This window comes from Janthinobacterium sp. RA13, from assembly GCF_000745325.1.
In the GTDB taxonomy this organism is placed as follows: Bacteria; Pseudomonadota; Gammaproteobacteria; order Burkholderiales; family Burkholderiaceae_D; genus Janthinobacterium; species Janthinobacterium rivuli.
The window spans coordinates 5,147,141-5,165,617 of record NZ_JQNP01000001.1 but is presented as its reverse complement, the minus strand read 5'-3'; the positions used below and the strand labels follow the sequence as shown (position 1 = coordinate 5,165,617).

16 protein-coding genes are annotated in these 18,477 nt (G+C 62.4%); 4 read left to right on the top strand and 12 right to left on the bottom strand.

The features are described from left to right. Positions 1-334: 334 nt before the first annotated feature. The gene (locus tag FG13_RS22865; RefSeq protein WP_161784207.1) at positions 335-2,641 is read right to left on the bottom strand and encodes an ankyrin repeat domain-containing protein; all 2,307 of its coding nucleotides are present in this window, start codon (positions 2,639-2,641) and stop codon (positions 335-337) included. A gap of 248 nt (positions 2,642-2,889) precedes the next feature. Between FG13_RS22865 and FG13_RS22860 the strand changes: the two genes are divergently transcribed. The 4 genes from FG13_RS22860 to FG13_RS22845 all read left to right on the top strand — a co-directional run bounded on the left by FG13_RS22860 (position 2,890) and on the right by FG13_RS22845 (position 9,210). Further along, complete coding sequence (locus FG13_RS22860) at positions 2,890-5,697, top strand: valine--tRNA ligase (protein ID WP_035824605.1); 2,808 nt, start codon at positions 2,890-2,892, stop codon at positions 5,695-5,697. A gap of 112 nt (positions 5,698-5,809) precedes the next feature. Beyond that, positions 5,810-6,265, top strand: coding sequence for a DUF2147 domain-containing protein (locus FG13_RS22855; protein ID WP_035824603.1), 456 nt, complete (start codon positions 5,810-5,812; stop codon positions 6,263-6,265). 274 nt (positions 6,266-6,539) lie between these two features. After that, complete coding sequence (locus tag FG13_RS22850) at positions 6,540-8,057, top strand: ice-binding family protein (protein WP_035824602.1); 1,518 nt, start codon at positions 6,540-6,542, stop codon at positions 8,055-8,057. A 13-nt stretch (positions 8,058-8,070) separates the two neighbouring features. Beyond that, a complete protein-coding gene (locus FG13_RS22845) occupies positions 8,071-9,210 on the top strand; it encodes an OmpA family protein (protein WP_035828619.1) in 1,140 nt (379 codons plus the stop codon). Between the two features lie 53 nt (positions 9,211-9,263). Here FG13_RS22845 and FG13_RS22840 read toward each other — a convergent pair whose 3' ends face one another. The 11 genes from FG13_RS22840 to tyrS all read right to left on the bottom strand — a co-directional run bounded on the left by FG13_RS22840 (position 9,264) and on the right by tyrS (position 18,428). Further along, a complete protein-coding gene (locus FG13_RS22840; protein ID WP_035828617.1) occupies positions 9,264-9,731 on the bottom strand; it encodes a YaiI/YqxD family protein in 468 nt (155 codons plus the stop codon). Between the two features lie 23 nt (positions 9,732-9,754). After that, positions 9,755-10,810 (bottom strand): Holliday junction branch migration DNA helicase RuvB, encoded by a 1,056-nt coding sequence (ruvB, locus tag FG13_RS22835; protein WP_035824600.1) that lies wholly within the window; start codon positions 10,808-10,810, stop codon positions 9,755-9,757. Between the two features lie 6 nt (positions 10,811-10,816). After that, on the bottom strand, positions 10,817-11,395 hold the full coding sequence (gene ruvA, locus FG13_RS22830) for a Holliday junction branch migration protein RuvA (RefSeq protein WP_035824598.1): 579 nt from the start codon (positions 11,393-11,395) through the stop codon (positions 10,817-10,819). A 31-nt stretch (positions 11,396-11,426) separates the two neighbouring features. Beyond that, positions 11,427-11,966 (bottom strand): crossover junction endodeoxyribonuclease RuvC, encoded by a 540-nt coding sequence (gene ruvC / locus FG13_RS22825; protein ID WP_035824595.1) that lies wholly within the window; start codon positions 11,964-11,966, stop codon positions 11,427-11,429. Positions 11,967-12,151: 185 nt separating this feature from the next. Beyond that, positions 12,152-13,738 carry a bifunctional phosphoribosylaminoimidazolecarboxamide formyltransferase/IMP cyclohydrolase gene (gene purH / locus FG13_RS22820; protein WP_035824592.1) on the bottom strand — a complete coding sequence of 529 codons (1,587 nt, stop codon included), beginning with the start codon at positions 13,736-13,738 and terminating at the stop codon, positions 12,152-12,154. A 107-nt stretch (positions 13,739-13,845) separates the two neighbouring features. Continuing rightward, positions 13,846-14,079, bottom strand: a complete 234-nt coding sequence (locus FG13_RS22815) for a helix-turn-helix domain-containing protein (protein ID WP_008445162.1) — start codon at positions 14,077-14,079, stop codon at positions 13,846-13,848. Between the two features lie 167 nt (positions 14,080-14,246). After that, entirely contained in the window at positions 14,247-15,299 is a 1,053-nt protein-coding gene (gene dusB, locus FG13_RS22810; RefSeq protein ID WP_081922684.1) for a tRNA dihydrouridine synthase DusB, read from the bottom strand. 117 nt (positions 15,300-15,416) lie between these two features. Beyond that, on the bottom strand, positions 15,417-16,061 hold the full coding sequence (locus FG13_RS22805; RefSeq protein ID WP_035824585.1) for a histidine phosphatase family protein: 645 nt from the start codon (positions 16,059-16,061) through the stop codon (positions 15,417-15,419). Between the two features lie 3 nt (positions 16,062-16,064). Continuing rightward, positions 16,065-16,697 carry a YbhB/YbcL family Raf kinase inhibitor-like protein gene (locus tag FG13_RS22800; RefSeq protein ID WP_035824583.1) on the bottom strand — a complete coding sequence of 211 codons (633 nt, stop codon included), beginning with the start codon at positions 16,695-16,697 and terminating at the stop codon, positions 16,065-16,067. A 19-nt stretch (positions 16,698-16,716) separates the two neighbouring features. Further along, positions 16,717-17,166 carry a D-aminoacyl-tRNA deacylase gene (gene dtd / locus FG13_RS22795; RefSeq protein ID WP_035824580.1) on the bottom strand — a complete coding sequence of 150 codons (450 nt, stop codon included), beginning with the start codon at positions 17,164-17,166 and terminating at the stop codon, positions 16,717-16,719. Next, entirely contained in the window at positions 17,163-18,428 is a 1,266-nt protein-coding gene (gene tyrS, locus FG13_RS22790; RefSeq protein ID WP_035824578.1) for a tyrosine--tRNA ligase, read from the bottom strand. Before tyrS ends, dtd begins: the two co-directional genes overlap by 4 nt. Positions 18,429-18,477: the final 49 nt, after the last annotated feature.

Sequence of the window (18,477 nt, the reverse complement as noted above, 5' to 3'; positions counted from 1 at the left end):
GCGGCGTGCAATGATGCGCCGCGTTGATTCCGCCGTGAATGGTGCACCGCTGGCGGTGCGCGTGGCTCAGGCGCCCAGCCCGAAGGGGACGCTCTGAAAGTGGCTGGCATCGCGGATGCGCTGGCCTTGAGACGCGGACGAGTGCTGGATATGAAACTTAAATACAACCGCGTCTGCTGGCGCCGTCCGCAAGGATGGGGCAGGAGGCGCCGGGGCCGGAATTATAGCATCGGCAGCGCCTTGATCCCCGTTCTGTTGCAGGAAAACGACTCGCCAGGCCGCTAAAACCCGGCGTTGTCGCCGGGCAAGATGACGCATGCCGACCAGGCAAACGCTATTGCGGCAACGGTGCGGCGGCCGCAGGCTTGCGCGCCGCGGCGGCCGCCTTCAGCAAGCTCAGCACCGCCTTACTTTCCGGCGTCGACGCCCGTTGCTGCGCCATCTTCAATACGGGAAATTCCCCGCCCAGCGGATCGGCGCCCAGACTCAGCAGCAGCTTGACCATCGCCGCGTCGCTATTTTCGACGGCCGCCAGCAAGGGCGGCAGATAACCGCCGGTGGCGATGGGCGCGCCCATCGCGGCCAGGCGGGCGACCCAGTCGTGCCGCTGGCTGCGCACCGCATGCCACAGCAGCGTCTCCTTTTCCAGACGCCGCGAATCGAGCGCCGCCTGCTGTCCCTTGTAAGAAACTTCGGCGGCGGGTCCGACTTGCTGCCATGGCATGCCGGGCACCACCAGTTGGCGCAGCACGTCCTCGGACGTCGGCTGGTAGTTGTACATGGCGCGCATCGCAGCGTCGAGCCAGCGGTCATTTCCCTTCGCGTCATGCCGGGGCACGCGCTGCTTGAGCCAGTCCAGCGCGCCGGCGTTGCCCGCTTCGGCGGCATAGGCGTACAGCGACTTTTCCTGCTCATCAGTATTTGGCGTGGTGCCGGTGGCCAGCATTTTATCGAGCACTTCGGTGCCGCGCGTCAGGCGCAGCAAGGGCCCCCATAGCAAAGAATCGGCCAGCGGCCGTTCCGCTGGCTGCGCAGCCCCGCCTTTCTTGGCCTTTTTCTCTGCCAGGTATTGGTCTACCAGCAAATAGGGCCGGCCCGCGCCTGCGTCGAGCATGGCGATCATGCTGGCCGTACGTTCTTTCGCGTCGATCAATTCCGGCAAGATGTCCGCATCCTCCTGCTGCAAGGCGTATTCCAGCGGCGCCTGCGTGTGGTTTTCGCCGCCGTATTGCCGCACATCGGCGCCATGCGCCAGCAACAGGCGCACCATTGCGGCATTGCCGTACAGGGCAGCCAGATGCAGCGGTGCGGCGTGGTAAAGCGTATCGCCTTCGCCGAGCGGCACGCCGCGTTGCAACAGCAGCGTCATCATGCGCAGCTTGGCGGGCAACAGCGCGGCGTACTGCTCACGCAGCGCCTGGCGGCGCGCCTGCAGCGGCGCCTGCGCCAGTCGCTGCTGATCGTCGTCCTGCCGGGTTTGCGCATTCAGCCATGCCGCTTCGGCTTTGTACATGCTCGATGGAGGCGAAATCAAATAGTTCAGCAAGGGACTCCTGTCGAGCGCATAGGCGCCCGGCTCGGCGACGCCGGCCAGCAGCTTGCCAAAGGCAGCTTCGTCGCCCTCTTTGGCAGCCTTGAACAGCGCCGTCACCTCTGGCGTCGGCGGCAGCTTGTTGCGTGCCTCGCGCACATAATTGATCAAGCGTTCCATGCCATGCACCGAAACCTGCGGCAACGGCATGCCCACTTTCCATGCCCGCGCCAGCTGCTGCGCCTCGGCCTGTTGCGCCGCATTCAGTTTCTTTGTCCAGCGGGCCACGGCGTCGCCGGCGCCCGTCGCGCCGCCCGCCGCCGCCAACTGGCTCAGCATGGATGCGAGCACATAGTCCTGCGGCACGCCCGCCTCCTCGCCATACAGCACGGCCAGCTGCAGCTGGGCCTTGACAATGCCGCTTTCGGCAGCCTTGCGCAGCCAGCGGGCGGCCTGCTTCTCATCCAGGCCGCCCGTGCCTTTCCAGCACAGCAAACCCAGCTGGTAAGCGGCTTCCATGTCGCCCCCTTCGGCGGCGCGGCGGTACCAATCCTGCGGCGAACGCTGTCCCGTCTGCGACGTCGTCGGCAGAGGCGCGCCGCGCTGCCAAAGGCCGGCCAGGCGCACGGCCTCGTCGACCTGGTCCGGCGACATCCTGCCACGGCGCGCCGGCAGGGACTTCTCCATCGCGGCCGCACCGCTCCACTCCTTGTCTTGCAGCGCCAGCAGGTTGAGCGCATACGACAGCACCCGGTCGACCGGCCCGCCTTCGCCCCGCTCATACATTTGTGCCAGGTCCTGCAGCGGCTTGCCCTCACCCTGCGCGGCCATGACGCCCAACCAGGGCCGCGCGCGCGATGGATTGAGCATGCGGCCCGGCGCGTATGCATACATGAAAACCAGCGCCTCCTGCGCGGCGCGATCGCCGCCCTTGGCCGCCAGCAGATACCAGCGCTCCGCTTCGACCTCGCTGCGCTCCACGTCCCGGCATCCTTTCTCGCCCATGTAGATATCGGCGAGGACTTTTTGCGCCTCGACATTGCCACCTTGCGCCGGTCCGCGCAATTGCGCCACAGCCTTGCTGCAGCGCCCATCCTGCAGAGCAGCCATCCCCTCCGGAACGCCGGCGCACGCGCCACCGGCAGCCCATCCAGCGCCGAGCACGGCCAATTGCCACAATTTTTTCATGATTACCTAAGCTTTCAAATAATGTTGCAAAGATGATAGCTTAGAAAAAATACAATGCAGCAATATTGCGCAATCGTGCGCGGCTTTTCGGGCCATCCAGGCCCGCTATTTGCTGCGCATGCTTTATGCACCCCTTATAATGGTTCCTTTTGCCAATCACACGCCAAATCATGGAATTAGCCAAGTCTTTCGAGCCCGCCGACATTGAACAATTCTGGCGCACCGAGTGGGAACAGCGCGGTTACTTCACCGCCACCCTCGATGCCGGAAAACCTTCCTTCAGCATCCAGTTGCCGCCGCCGAACGTCACCGGCACCCTGCACATGGGCCATGCGTTCAACCAGACCATCATGGATGGCCTGACCCGCTACCACCGCATGCTGGGCCACAACACGGCCTGGATACCCGGCACCGACCACGCGGGCATCGCCACGCAAATCGTCGTGCAACGCCAGCTGGACGCGCAAAAGATTTCGCGCCATGACCTGGGCCGCGAGAAATTCGTGGAAAAAGTGTGGGAATGGAAAGAAAAATCCGGCTCCATCATCACCGGCCAGATGCGCCGCCTGGGCGCCTCGGCCGACTGGCAGCGCGAATACTTCACGATGGACGAGCCGCGCTCGAAAGTCGTCACCGACGTCTTCGTGCGCCTGTTCGAGCAAGGCCTGATCTACCGCGGCAAGCGCCTGGTGAACTGGGACCCCGTGCTGGGCACGGCCGTGTCCGACCTGGAAGTGGTGTCCGAAGAAGAAGACGGTTCCATGTGGTACATCAAGTACCCGCTGGCCGACGGCAGTGGTTTCCTGACGGTGGCCACCACGCGTCCTGAAACCATGCTGGGCGACGTGGCCGTGGCCGTCGATCCGACGGACGAGCGCTACCTGCCGCTGGTGGGCAAGATGCTGAAACTCCCGCTGACCGACCGCGAAATCCCCATCATCGCCGACGAATACGTCGACAAGGAATTCGGCACGGGCTGCGTGAAGATTACCCCCGCGCACGACATGAACGATTACGCCGTGGGCCAGCGCCACAAACTGGCGCAGATCGTCATCCTGACGCTGGACGCGAAGATCACCGACGACGCGCCGGAAGCCTACCGCGGCATGGACCGCTTTGCCGCGCGCAAGCAGATCGTCGCCGACCTCGACGCGCAAGGCTTGCTGGAACAGGTCAAACCGCACAAGCTGATGGTGCCGCGCGGCGACCGCACGGGTGTCGTCATCGAGCCGATGCTGACGGACCAGTGGTTTGTCGCCATGAGCAAACCGGCCCCGGAAGGCACGTTCTTCCCAGGCAAATCGATCGCCGAAACGGCGCTGGACAAGGTCGCCAACGGCGAAATCAAGTTCGTGCCGGAAAACTGGAGCACTACCTACAACCAATGGCTCAACAACATCCAGGACTGGTGCATCTCGCGCCAGCTGTGGTGGGGCCATCAAATCCCGGCGTGGTACGACGACGCCGGCAATATCTTCGTTGCCAAGACGGAAGCCGAGGCACAAGCCAAGGCGCAGGCGGCCGGCAGCACCGGTCCGTTGAAGCGCGACGACGACGTGCTCGACACGTGGTTCTCGTCGGCCCTGGTGCCGTTCTCGACCATGGGTTGGCCTGAAGAAACGCCGGACATGAAGGCGTTCCTGCCATCGTCCGTGCTGGTGACGGGTTTCGACATCATCTTCTTCTGGGTCGCGCGCATGGTCATGATGACGGCGCATTTCACGGGCAAGGTACCGTTTGAAACCGTCTACGTGCACGGCCTGGTGCGCGATTCGACGGGACAGAAAATGTCCAAGTCGAAGGGCAACACCCTGGACCCGATCGACCTGATCGACGGCATCGACCTGGAAGGCTTGATCGTCAAGCGTACCACGGGCCTGATGAACCCACGCGACGCGGAAAAGATCACCAAGGCGACGCGCAAGGAATTCCCGGAAGGCATTTCGGCCTACGGCACGGACGCCGTGCGCTTCACCATGGCCAGCTATGCCTCGCTGGGCCGCAACATCAATTTCGACCTGGGCCGCTGCGAAGGCTACCGCAACTTCTGCAACAAGATGTGGAACGCCACCCGTTTCGTCATGATGAATACGGAAGGCAAAGACTGCACGCCGAATGACGCCGACCTGTCGCAGGCGGACAAGTGGATTATTTCCCTGCTGCAAAAGGCGGAACTGGACGTGGCCAAGGGCTTTGAAGACTTCCGTTTCGACAATATCGCCGCATCGATCTACAAATTCGTCTGGGACGAGTATTGCGACTGGTACCTGGAAGTAGCCAAGGTGCAAGTACAGCAAGGTACGGAAGGCCAGCAGCGCGCCACCCGCCACACCTTGCTGCGCGTGCTGGAAGTGGTGCTGCGCCTGGCCCATCCGATCATTCCGTTCGTCACGGAAGCCCTGTGGCAGACGGTGGCGCCTTTGGCTGGCAAAACGCTCAAAGCTGAGGGTGATTCCATCATGATGCAACCGTATCCGATCGCCAACACCGACAAGATCGATGAAAGCGCGGAAGCTTGGATGCAGCAACTGAAAGCCTTGACGGACGCGACGCGCAACCTGCGCGGCGAAATGCAGATCTCGCCTTCCGTGCGCGTGCCGCTGATCGTCGAAGCGGGCAATGCCACTGAAAAGGCCGCGCTGGCGTCGTACGCACCGTACATCCAGTCGCTGGGCAAGCTGGCGGAAGTGCAGATCGTCGATGCGTTGCCGGACTCGCCAGCAGCCGTCGCCATCGTCGGCACCACCAAGCTGATGCTGAAAGTGGAAATCGACGTGGCTGCCGAACGTGAGCGCCTGGGCAAGGAAATCGCCCGCATCGAAGCGGAAATTGCCAAAGTCAACAGCAAATTGGGCAATGAAAGCTTTGTCGCGCGCGCGCCGGCCGCCATTGTTGCGCAAGAAAACGAGCGTTTGCTCAGTTTTTCGGCGACAATTGAAAAACTGCGCGAACAGTTTGCTAAACTAGCCAGCGCATAAGGCAAGTTTGGAAGGATTGCGCGGCCGTCCCAGTGACGCCGCGCAGCACTCTTGGTCTTGCCTTGGTATATAACTGTTCGTGACACGATCAAAAAACCAATGGAGACTAGCGATGCATAAAGTATTCAAAGCAAGTGTACTGGTGGCCGCCCTGGCCATCGCCGGCAGCGCCACCGCGCGCGATGGCAACTATACCCCCGTGGGCACGTGGAAAACCATCGACGACGCCAGCGGCAAGCCAAAATCCCTCGTCGTCATCACGGAAAACAATGGCGTCTTGCAAGGCAAGATCGAAAAACTGTTCCGTGCCCCGAATGAAGATCAAAATCCCAAGTGCGACAAGTGCGCGGGCGCCAACAAGGACCAGCCCATCATCGGCCTGGTGATCCTGTCCGGTCTGAAATATGACGGCAAGGAATGGACGGGCGGCGAAATCACGGACCCGGCCACCGGCAAGGTCTACAAGAGCAAGGCCGAATTGATTGAAGGCGGCACCAAGCTGCAAGTGCGCGGCTATGTCGGCGTGCCGATGTTTGGCCGCTCGCAGACGTGGGTGCGCGAAGAGTAAGCGACCACCCCGCCCTGTCAAAGCCGGCCATGCGCCGGCTTTTTTGCGCCTGTCTTCCGCACACTGGCGTTGTTTTTCAGGCCGAATCGTGTCCTTTCGAACCCATTCACAGCCAAAGACAAGCTATGCGCGCCACCGAACATACTTGAAGTTTCCTAAATGAAATAGTGCATGCCTGTGACGCCATCGCCCTTTAGCGAAGGGCGGCATGGCTCTGCGGATGACCCCATCGGCGGATGCCCGGCAAATATTTGCCCATGCACAAAGGAAACACATGAACATCTTCAAGCGATACATGACCCCGCTGCTCGTCTCGGCAGGCTTGCTGGCCATGGCCGCCCTTGCCGGCTGCGGCGGCGGTGACCAGGGGCGCGATCCCATCCTCGGCTTGCCGGGCGCTACCCTGTCCAGCCTCGTCGTCACGCCAGCCACGGCCTCGGTCGCCATCGGCGCGGGCCAGCAATTCACGGCCATCGCCACGTATAGCGACGGCTCCTCGCAAGACGTCAGCGCCAAGTCGGCCTGGACGTCGGCCACGCCGGCCAGCGCGACCGTCAATGCCGCCACAGGCTTGAGCACCGGCATCGCCGCCGGCAGCAGCGGCATCAGCGCCACGTTTGGCGACAAGAGCGCGGCAGCCCAGTTGACGGTCACGCCAGCCACCTTGCTGTCGATCGCCGTCACGCCGCAAAACCCGATCATCCCCGTCGCCGCGACGCGCCAGCTGGCCGTCCTTGCCACGTATTCGGATGGCAGCAGCGCTGACGTCACGTCCGGCAGCAGCTTCGTGTCCGCCACGCCAGCCGCGGCCACCGTCGCCAGCGGCGGCCTCGTCACCGGCGTTGCCTTTGGTAGCAGCGTCATGAACGCCAGCTTCAACGGCAAGACGGCCAGCACCACCGTCACCGTGCCCGCCATTACCCTGGTCAGCATCGCCGTCACGCCAGCCACCGCCAGCATCGCCGTCGGTACCCAGCAGCAATTCGTTGCCACGGCAACGTATTCGGACAGCTCGAACGCCATCATCACCAACGGCGCCGCCTGGACGTCGGGCACCGCCGCCAACGCCACGGTACTGAACACGGGCGTCGCCACCGGCATCGCCGCCGGCACCAGCAGCATCACGGCCACGGCCGGCGGCCAGTCGGGCAGCGCGCTGCTGACCGTCACGGCCGTCGCCATCCCACCCGTCCTGAACCCGATCATCCTGGGCCGCGCGGCACCATTCGGCGTGCTGGCCGGCACCTCGATCACGAATAATTCGGGCGGCACGACCCTGGTCACGGGCGACGTCGGCTCACCGTCGCAAACGGTCGATCCGACCCAGGCGGCAGGCTTTACCAACTACAAGTCGGGCGCCATCCTGGCCGGCGCCATGACGGACCTGCAAGCGGCCATCACGGACGGCAACAGCCGCAGCTGCGACGTCAGCTTTGCCGGCGGCATCGACCTCGGTGGCCAGACCTTCGGCCCCGGCGTGTATTGTTATGCGGGCGCCATCAGCATCACGGGCACCCTGACACTGAACGGTCCTGGCGTGTACATCTTCCGCACGGCGCTGACCTTGAACTCGACCGTCAACTCGGTGGTGGCCCTGAACAATGGCGCCACGGCCGACAACGTCAGCTGGCTGCCAGTCGGCCCGACCACCCTGGCCGCGAATAGCGTCTTCAAGGGCAATATCCTGGGCCAGTCGGCTGCCATCACGGTGGGCGACAACACGACCCTGCTCAATGGCCGCGTGCTGACGGCTGCTGCCGTTACCCTGCGCAACAACCAGATCACCAAATAACCGGGACATGACCATGACTATCGCACACACATTGGGCGCACTGAGCGTCATGACCGGCGCCTTGCTGGCGGCGCAATCGGCGCAGGCGCAGGACAACACTTTCATCAACCCGGACTGGGCCAACAGCGCCTGGTATATCGGCGCGGGCGTAGGCCAGTCACGCGCCACCATCGACGAGCCGCGCCTGCGCGCCAGCCTGGCCGCCAACGGCGAAACCGTCACTGGTTTCAGCAAGGACCAGCGCGACACCGGCTATAAACTGTTTGTCGGCCGCCAGCTGAACCAGTATGTCGCCTTGGAAGCGGGCTACTTTGACCTGGGCAAGTTCGATTTCCAGTCGACCACCAGCGGCAACGGCGTGCTGAACGGGCAAGCGGCCTTTCGCGGCGTGAACCTGGACTTGCTGGGCCAGCTGCCGCTGTCGCAGCGCCTGTCCTTGCTGGGCCGTGTCGGCATGCACTACACCAAGACCAACACGGAGTTCAGCGGCAACCGCCTGCTGGGTTCGACCAATACCCATGCCAGCGAGCGCAAGCTCAACGCCAAGCTGGGCCTGGGCCTGGAATACAAATTCAGCGAAGCACTGGCCTTGCGCGGCGAAGTCGAGCGCTATCGCCTGAACGACGCCGTGGGCAACCGCGGCGATGCGGACCTGTATTCCGTCAGCCTCGTGTACAAGCTGGGCCGCCCGGCCAGCGCCACGCCCGCCTACCAGCCGGCGCCCGAAGTTGCCCCTGTCGTCGCCATGCCGGCGCCTGTCATCGTGGCCGCACCGGCGCCAGCGCCCGTGTCGGAAAAAGTGTCGTTTGCCTCCGAAGCGCTGTTTGATTTCGATCAATCGACGCTCAAGCCGCAAGGCAAGGCGGCGCTGGACCAGTTGCTCGGTCAATTGACGGGCATGGACCTGGAAGTCATCGTCACGGTGGGCCATACGGATGCCGTCGGCCCGGACGCCTACAACCAGAAACTGTCGCAGCGCCGCGCCGAAGCCGTCAAGGCCTATCTGGTGGCGCAAGGCGTGGAAACGAACCGCGTCTACACGGAAGGCAAGGGAGAAACGCAGCCCGTGGCCGACAACACGAGTGCCGCCGGCCGCGCCAAGAACCGCCGCGTGACGGTGGAAGTGGTGGGTACGAGAAAAGTGCCACGCTAAGTCAGCTGCACACGTAAAAAAACCGGCTTGGCCGGTTTTTTTTCGTCCTCGGATTATGGCGCTGGCGCCGGCTTGCGGTGATGCTTGCTTAGGTGCCGGTCCAGGCTGTTGGCGAACTGCTGACGGTCGGACTGGCTGAAGGCGGCCGGGCCGCCCGTGTCGACGCCGCCGCTGCGCAATTCTTCCATGAAGGCGCGCATCGTCAGTTGCTGGGCGATATTGTCCTTCGTGTAAAACTCGCCGCGCGGATTCAGCGCAAAACCGCCCTTGGTCAGCACGTCGGCGGCCAGCGGAATGTCGCCTGTGATGACGAGGTCGCCGGGATTCAACAGCCGCACGATTTCCTGGTCGGCCACGTCGGCGCCCGACGGCACTTGCACGGTACGGATGAAACGCGAGGGCGGCACGCGCAAGCCCTGGTTGGCGACCAGGGTGAGCGGCAACTCCAGGCGGTCGGCGACCCTGTACAGGATTTCCTTGATGACGACGGGACAGGCGTCCGCGTCGATCCAGATTTGCATACCCGGCATACCTTCTTGCGCCATCACAGTTCCCACGCTTCGCCGCCCGGGCCCATGCGCGGCGCGCTGACGCCGAAGTGCAAATAGGCGGCCGGCGTGGCGACACGGCCACGGGGCGTGCGCTGCAAAAAGCCTTGCTGTATCAGATATGGTTCCAGCACGTCCTCGATGGTATCGGCCGCTTCGCCGATGGCCGCCGCCAGGTTCCCTATGCCGACGGGGCCGCCGCCGAACTTGAACAGCACGGCTTCGAGCAGCTTGCGGTCCATCACGTCGAAGCCGGCGGAATCGACGTCAAGCATGGCCAGCGCGCGGTCGGCCACCACCTTGGTGATCTCGCCATTGCTTTTGACTTCCGCGAAATCGCGCACGCGGCGCAGCAGGCGGTTGGCGATGCGGGGTGTGCCGCGGGCGCGCTGGGCGATTTCGTGCGCGCCTTCCGGGTCGATCGGCGCCTTCAGCAAGGCGGCGCTGCGCGTGACGATCTTCGTCAATTCGCCCGTGTTGTAAAACTCCAGCCGCGCGACGATGCCGAAGCGGTCGCGCAGCGGATTGGTCAGCATGCCGGCACGCGTGGTGGCGCCCACCAATGTAAACGGTTGCAGATCGAGTTTCACGGAACGGGCGGCCGGGCCTTCGCCGATCATGATATCGATTTGATAATCCTCAAGCGCCGGATATAAAATTTCCTCGACGACCGGCGACAGCCGGTGGATTTCATCGATGAACAGGACGTCGTTCGCTTCCAGGTTCGTCAGAATCGCCGCCAGGTCGCCCGGGCGTTCCAGCACGGGGCCGGAAGTCTGGCGCAAGTTGACGCCCATTTCGCGCGCGATGATGTGCGCCAGGGTCGTCTTGCCCAGGCCCGGCGGGCCGAACAGCAAAGTGTGGTCGAGCGCTTCCTTGCGCTGGCGCGCGGCCGTGATGAAAATCTCGAGCTGGTCGCGGATCTTTTCCTGCCCGACATACTCATCGAGCTGCTTGGGACGCAAGGCCCGTTCGATCGCCTCCTCGTTGTGCGAGATGGGCGCCGCGTCGATGATGCGCTGTTCCGTGAAGATGTCGGTCTGGATGCTCATGCCCTATCAGCCTTTCGACAGCGCTTTCAGCGCCAATTTGATGCCGTCCGACACGCCGGTACCGGCCGGCACGTTCTTCACGGCGGCCAGCGCTTCCTTGTCCGAGTAACCGAGCGCGACGAGCGCGTTGAGGATGTCCGACTGGGCGTCCGGCGCCGCATGCGCGCCCAGCGGACCAAGATCGGCACCGATCTTGCCCTTCAATTCCAGCAACAGCCGTTCCGCCGTCTTCTTGCCGATGCCGGGCACTTTGACCAGACGGCCGGAATCCTGCAGGGTAATGGCTTGGGCCAGATCGGCAATCGTCATGCCGGAGAGAATCGACAGCGCCATGCGCGCGCCCACGCCCGTGATCTTGATCAGCTGGCGGAAGACGGCCCGTTCGGCCGCATTGCCGAAGCCAAACAGCAAATGCGCATCTTCGCGGATGGCCTGGTGCGTGAACAGCACGACTTTTTCGCCCACGTGGGGCAAGTTGTAAAAAGTGCTCATCGGCACGTCGACTTCATAGCCGACGCCCTGGCAATCGACCAGCAATTGTGGCGGATTCTTTTCAAGCAAAATACCGGAGAGACGGCCTATCATCGCGTGTTCCTAATGTTAAATTTGAGAGTGATTATCCAACTAAACGGCCGCGCTTCATGCGCAAGCCCTGCAGTTGCGGCGCCAGCGCGCCGAGCATGGCCAGCGCATCGATGCTGTTGGCATGGCAAATGGCCACGCCCAGGGCATCGGCCGCGTCCGTGCCGGGCAGGCCGGGCAAGGACAGCAGCCGCGACACCATGTCCTGCACCTGCTCCTTGGCCGCCTTGCCGTGGCCCGTGACAGCCTGTTTCACTTGCAGCGCCGTGTACTCGGCCACCGACAGGTCAGCGTTGACCAGCGCGCAAATGGCCGCGCCACGCGCCTGGCCCAGCAGCAAGGTCGATTGGGGATTGACGTTGACAAACACTTTTTCGATGGCCGCGCAATCGGGCTGGTAGGTGCCGACGATTTCGCTCACGCCCCGCAGGATGACCTTCAGGCGCGGCGGCAATTCCCCTTCGGAACCCGTCTTGACGGTCCCCGACGCGATATAGCGCAGCTTGTTGCCGTGTTTTTCAATGACCCCAAAGCCGGTCGTGCGCAGGCCAGGATCGATGCCAAGAATAATCATCGCCAGATTCTATAATGAATACGGCAGGCACCGGTGAATAACCGGTGCCTGCCGCTGAGTACTTTTTAGAGTAGCTGTAGGTCGGATTAGCGGTACGCGTAATCCGACATGCGTCGCCAACTGCGCTTGTCGGATTACGCGCGGCCTGCGGCCCCGCTAATCCGACCTACTCCGTCTCTATATTATTAGTGGCGGAAATGACGCGTACCCGTGTACAGCATCACCACGCCACGCTCGTCCGCCGCATCGATCACTTCCTGGTCGCGCATGGAGCCGCCCGGGTGGATGACGCAGGTCGCGCCCGCGTCGACGACGACGTCGAGGCCGTCGCGGAACGGGAAGAAGGCGTCCGACGCCACGACGGAACCGGTCAGCGACAGGCCGGCGTTTTGCGCCTTGATCGAGGCGATGCGGGCCGAATCGATACGGCTCATCTGGCCTGCGCCCACGCCCAGCGTCATGTTATTGCCGCAGAAGACGATGGCGTTCGACTTGACGAATTTCGCCACTTTCCAGGCAAACATCAGGTCGGCCAGTTGCTGCGGCGTTGGCTGCAGCTTGCTGACCACGCGCAAGTCGCCGATACCGACGTTTTTCGCGTCCGGCGATTGCACCAGCAGACCTCCACCGACGCGCTTGAAGTCCATGGCGTGCACGCCGCTGCCCAGCGGGATTTCCAGCATGCGCACGTTTTGCTTGCTCGACAGAATCTGTTTCGCTTCGGCCGAGAACGACGGGGCGATCAGCACTTCGACGAACAGCTTGGCGATTTCGCCGGCCGTGGCGCCGTCGAGTTCCGTGTTGAAGGCGATGATGCCGCCGAATGCCGAGGTCGGGTCCGTCTGCAGGGCGCGCGCATACGCTTCGGCCGCATTCTTGCCCAGGGCGACGCCGCATGGATTCGCGTGCTTGACGATGACGCAAGCGGCGCTCTGCTCGAAGCCGCCCATGCTCTTCACGCATTCCCACGCCGCATCAGCATCGGCGATGTTGTTGTAGGACAATTCCTTGCCTTGCAGCTGGCGGTAATTGGCCAGCGCGCCATCGGTGGTGACGAGGTCGCGGTAGAAGGCGGCGCTCTGGTGCGGGTTTTCACCGTAGCGCATGTCTTGCACTTTTTCAAAGGCCACGTTGAGGATTTGCGGGTAAGCACCGCGCTCGGCGTGCACCTTCGTCGGGCCCAGGCTCGTCAGGTAGTTGGTGATGGCGCCATCGTATTGCGCCGTGTGCGCAAAGACTTTTTTCGCCAGCATGAATTTGGTGTCATAGCTGACGTCGCCTGCCTTGCCGTCGGCCGAGCGCATTTCCGCCAGCACCGCGTCGTAGTCGGTCGGGTCGCAGATGACGACCACGTCCTTGTGGTTCTTGGCCGCCGAACGCAGCATGGTCGGGCCGCCGATATCGATGTTTTCGATCGCGTCTTCCAGGGTGCAATCGGCCTTGGCGACCGTGCCCTGGAACGGGTACAGGTTGACCACCACCATGTCGATGGTCGGCATGTCGTGCTCGACCAGTTTCGACATGTGTTCAGGGAAATCGCGGCGCGCCAGGATACCGCCGTGCACTTTCGGGTGCAGGGTTTTCACACGGCCATCGAGCATCTCCGGGAAACCCGTGTAATCGGCAACTTCCGTCACAGGAACACCGTTGTCTGCCAGCAATTTGGCGGTGCCGCCCGTGGACAGGAGGTTGACGCCGAGGGCGGACAGGGCGCGGGCGAATTCGAGAACGCCGGTCTTGTCGGAAACGGAGAGGAGAGCTTGTTTGATCATGGCTGTGGCTAGGTGGTTAAGTGTTCTTGGCGAATGGCGCAGCGGTCAGCTATCAGGCTGGGCCCGCTGCGGCGGATTCAAATCTTGGCGTCACTTGCATGCCGGCATTACAGCAAACCGTGCTCCTGCAATTTCTTGCGCAGGGTATTGCGGTTGATGCCCAGCATCTGCGCGGCGTGCGACTGGTTGCCATCGGCGCGTGTCATCACGACTTCCAGGATGGGCTTTTCCACGGTCAGCACGACCATGTCGTAGATATTCGATGCTTGCTGTTCGCCCAGGTCATTGAAGTAATCTTCTAGACTTTTCTGTACGACTTCCTGAATGCTTTCTTTGCTCATTTGTATGCTTCAACCGGCTGAACACCTGGCCATCCGGCACCGCGCCGCTCATGCGGTCCGCGTGCTGCCCTCTTGCCTCGGTGTTGTAATTAATATTGCATGACGCTCTGTATAGGCGCTCGCCCTTGTACTGCCGACAACTGACTACCCTGCTTATTGCTATCTGCTCATGCTGCCGTGGCCATCGGTTTGATCACATCGATCAGGCCACTTTCACTGGATTCGGAGAGGCGGTATTGTAACCGTTCGCCAAATTTCCATTGCGACTCAAAAAATTGATCGACGGCCAGCAACTGCGCGTCCGTCGACTCCAGCAAGTTCATTTGCTGCCGGAACGCTTCGCCGCCTTCCAGATCCTTCACATACCAGCCGATGTGCTTGCGCGCCGTGCGCACGCCGAGAAATTCCCCGTAAAACGCGTAATGGGCGCGCAAATGCTCATCCATCAGGCTACGCACTTCGTCCACGTACGGCGCCGGCAACAAGGTGCCGGTGCGCAGGAAATGGTCGATTTCACGGCAAATCCACGGCCTGCCCTGCGCCGCGCGGCCGATCATGACGGCATCGGCGCTCGTTTGATCGAGCACAAAGCGGGCCTTTTCCGGACTGGTAATGTCGCCGTTGGCCACCACGGGAATGCCCACCGATGCTTTCACGGCGGCAATGGTTTCATATTCGGCATCGCCCTTGTAGCCATCGGCGCGCGTGCGGCCGTGCAGGGTCAGCATCTGGATGCCGGCTTGCTCGGCGATGCGGGCGATTTTCAAGGCGTTCTTGTTTTCGCGGTTCCAGCCCGTGCGAAATTTCAGGGTGACGGGCACGTCGACGGCGTTGACGACGGCGTGCAAGATTTTTTCCACCAGGCTTTCGTTTTGCAGCAGGGCCGAACCGCACCAACTGTTGCACACCTTTTTGACGGGGCAACCCATGTTGATGTCGATGATCTGCGCGCCCCGGTCCACGTTGAACTTGGCGCAGTCCGCCAGGTCTTGCGGATCGGCGCCGGCAATCTGCACGGCTTTCGGCTCCATTTCGCCTTCGTGGTCCGTACGCCGCGAGCTTTTTTCCGTTGCCCACAGGCGCGGATTCGACGCCGCCATCTCCGACACGGCGTAGCCGGCACCCAACTGCTTGCACAACTGGCGGAAAGGCCGATCCGTCACGCCCGCCATGGGAGCGACGAAAACGTTATTGCGCAGAATGTGAGGGCCGATTTGCACTGAGGAACCTGGAATGGACGGAGGAACCTGCTATTTTAACCGATTCCCTGCCTAATTAATAAGCACTATTTTTTTTGGCTCAGTGCGTCATAGTGACGATGGGGCCGCTTATACGGCTTAGCCCAGCTCGTCCATCGCCGGCGCGCTCAGGTGTTCGATATTTCCCCAGTGCACCAAATGCAGCTTGCCGTCCGCGTAAGAAAAACGGTTGACGCTGGCATTTTTGACCTGGAAGTCGCGCGGACTGTCGAGCGTCATGCCGACCGCCTCGCGGTAGGCGCACTCGAGCACGCCGCCGTGGGCCACGATGGCGATCGTCTGGCCGTCGTACTGCCGGGCCCAGCGGGCGATGGCGCCATTCGCGCGCGCATAAAACTGGCGGAAACTTTCGGCCTGGCGCTCGCCCGACGGCATCACGGCGTCGATCTGGCGCGATTGCCATTGCGCATACTCGTGCGGATAGCGCGCGGCAATGTCCGCATACAGCAAGCCTTCGAAAACGCCGTAGCAGCGCTCGCGCAGCAAGGGGTCCGTCTGCACGGGCAAGTCTTTCACATCGGCCACGGCTTGCGCCGTCTGCCGCGCGCGCTGCAAATCGCTGGCGAGGATGGCGGCCAGCGGTTCGTCCGCCAGCGCCTGCCCCAGCGCGCAAGCTTGCGCCAGGCCAGCCTCGTTCAAGGCGATGTCGATATGGCCCTGCAGGCGGCGGCCCGCATTCCAGGCCGTTTCGCCATGGCGTATCAATAAAATCGTGGTGCTCATGCTTTATTTCTTCAGGGTAATTGCCAACTCGGGATTGAGCGAATAGGCGACGACGAGCTGGGCTTCGTCGAGGATGTGGCCGTACAGGGCGGCATGCGCTTGCTGCCCTGTAAAACGCTCGGGCAAGGCCAACTGTGGCACGTCGAGCGCATACAGGCGGAAGATATAGTGGTGGATGCGCTCGTCATTCCACGGCGGGCACGGGCCATCATAGCCGTAATAATCGCCAGCCATGGCGGCATCGCCGGCAAACCAGCCCGTGTAATCGTTGAGGCCCTGGCGCAGGCCAGAACTCGCAGCCTTGCCGCGCGGCGTGATGCCACTGGAAAACTCTCCGGCGGCAATCGCGCGCATGGCCAGGGGAATATCGAGCAAGCTCCAATGATAAAAATCGCCGCGCAGCGCCGTCAGCGACAGGGCCTGGCCTTCAACATTGGCCAGGCTGGCGTCTTGCGGCGCATCAGGGTCGATGCAAAAGAGGGCCAGAGACTCGGTGCCGTTGGGCACCTCGTCCCAGGCCAGATGGGGATTGCGGTTGCCGGCGAGGCGCACGCGGCTGGCCGGATCGATCTCGGCAAAAGCATAGTCGGCCGGCATCAGGCCGCCATCACGAAACGTCTCGCTCCACAATTTCATCGCTTGCTCCTCTTTATAGTTATTGCTTTGCGTTCACTTGCAGCCAGAAGGTCACCGGACCGTCGTTCGTCAGCGACACTTGCATGTCGGCGCCGAACTGCCCCGTTTGCACGGTCGCATGGCGGCTGCGCGCCTGGTCCACGAAATGCGTGAACAGGCGCAAGCCGTCCTGCGGCGCGGCCGCCGGCGTAAACGAAGGGCGCGTGCCGGACTTGGTGTCGGCCGCCAGTGTGAACTGGGGCACCAGCAGCAGGCCGCCGGCCACGTCCGTCACGCTGCGGTTCATCTTGCCCGCCTCGTCGGCAAACACGCGGTAACCGAGCAGCTTGGCCAGCAGGGCGTCCGCTTCCTTCTCCGTATCGCCCCGCTCCGCGCACACGAGCACCATCAGGCCGGCGTCGATGGCGCCGATGGTGGCGCCGGTAACATCGACCTTCGCCTGGGTCACGCGCTGCAGCAGCGCGATCATGCCGTCAAGGTGACGCGCGCGAAACTGCGCTTGCCAACTTGCAACACGAACTGGCCGGCGGCCACTTGCAAGCCCTTGTCGCTGATGACGGTGCCATCGATGCGCACGCCGCCCTGGTCGATCTTGCGCATGGCTTCCGACGTGGACGGGCACAGGCCAGCCTGTTTCAGCAGTTGCGGGATGCCCAGCGGCGCGCCAGCCAGGCTCACTTCCGGAATATCGTCGGGGATGCCGCCCTTCGAGCGGTTGACGAAGTCGGCCAGCGCATCTTCGGCCGCCTGCTGCGAGTGGAAGCGGGCGACGATCTCTTGCGCCAGCGCAACCTTGGCATCGCGCGGATTGCGGCCTTCCTCGACTTCGCGCTTCAGCTGCGCCAGTTCGGCGATCGAGCGCCACGACAGCAGCTCGTAGTAGCGCCACATCATGACGTCGGAAATGCTCATCAGCTTGGCGAACATGGTGTTGCCCGGTTCCGTGATGCCGATGTAGTTATTCTTCGACTTGGACATTTTTTCCACGCCGTCCAAACCTTCCAGCAGCGGCATGGTCAAAATACACTGCTGCTCCTGTCCATACTGCTTTTGCAGTTCGCGGCCTACCAGCAGGTTGAACTTCTGGTCCGTGCCGCCCAGTTCCAGGTCCGATTTCAGGGCCACCGAGTCGTAACCTTGCATCAGCGGGTACAGGAATTCATGGACGGAAATAGGAATGCCGCCCTGGAAGCGCTTGGTGAAGTCGTCGCGCTCGATCATGCGCGCCACCGTGTAGTGGGAAGCGAGCTGGATGATGCCGCGCGCGCCCAGCGGATCGCACCACTCGGAGTTATAGCGAATTTCCGTCTTGCTGGCGTCCAGCACTAAAGATGCTTGCGCGAAATACGTCATCGCGTTAATCTCGATCTGTTCCTTGGTCAACGGCGGGCGCGTGACGTTGCGGCCCGAAGGGTCGCCGATCATGGACGTGAAGTCGCCGATGAGGAAAATGACTTGATGGCCGAGGTTTTGCAGCTGGCGCATCTTGTTCAGCACGACAGTGTGACCCAGATGCAAGTCGGGTGCAGTCGGGTCCAGGCCCAGTTTGATGCGCAGTGGAACACCGGTTTTCTCGGAGCGGGCTAATTTTTGCGCAAATTCGCTTTCGATCAAGAGTTCGTCGACGCCACGCTTGGTAATCGCGAGGGCTTCTTGTACTCTGTCCGACAGCACAAGCGCGGTCTGAGCGGCGTTAGCCTTTGTAGGCGATGCGGTGGTGTTGATTTCCATAAAATTTGACTGTAGATCTCAAAATGGTAGTAGGTTTGCGGAGTTTGCT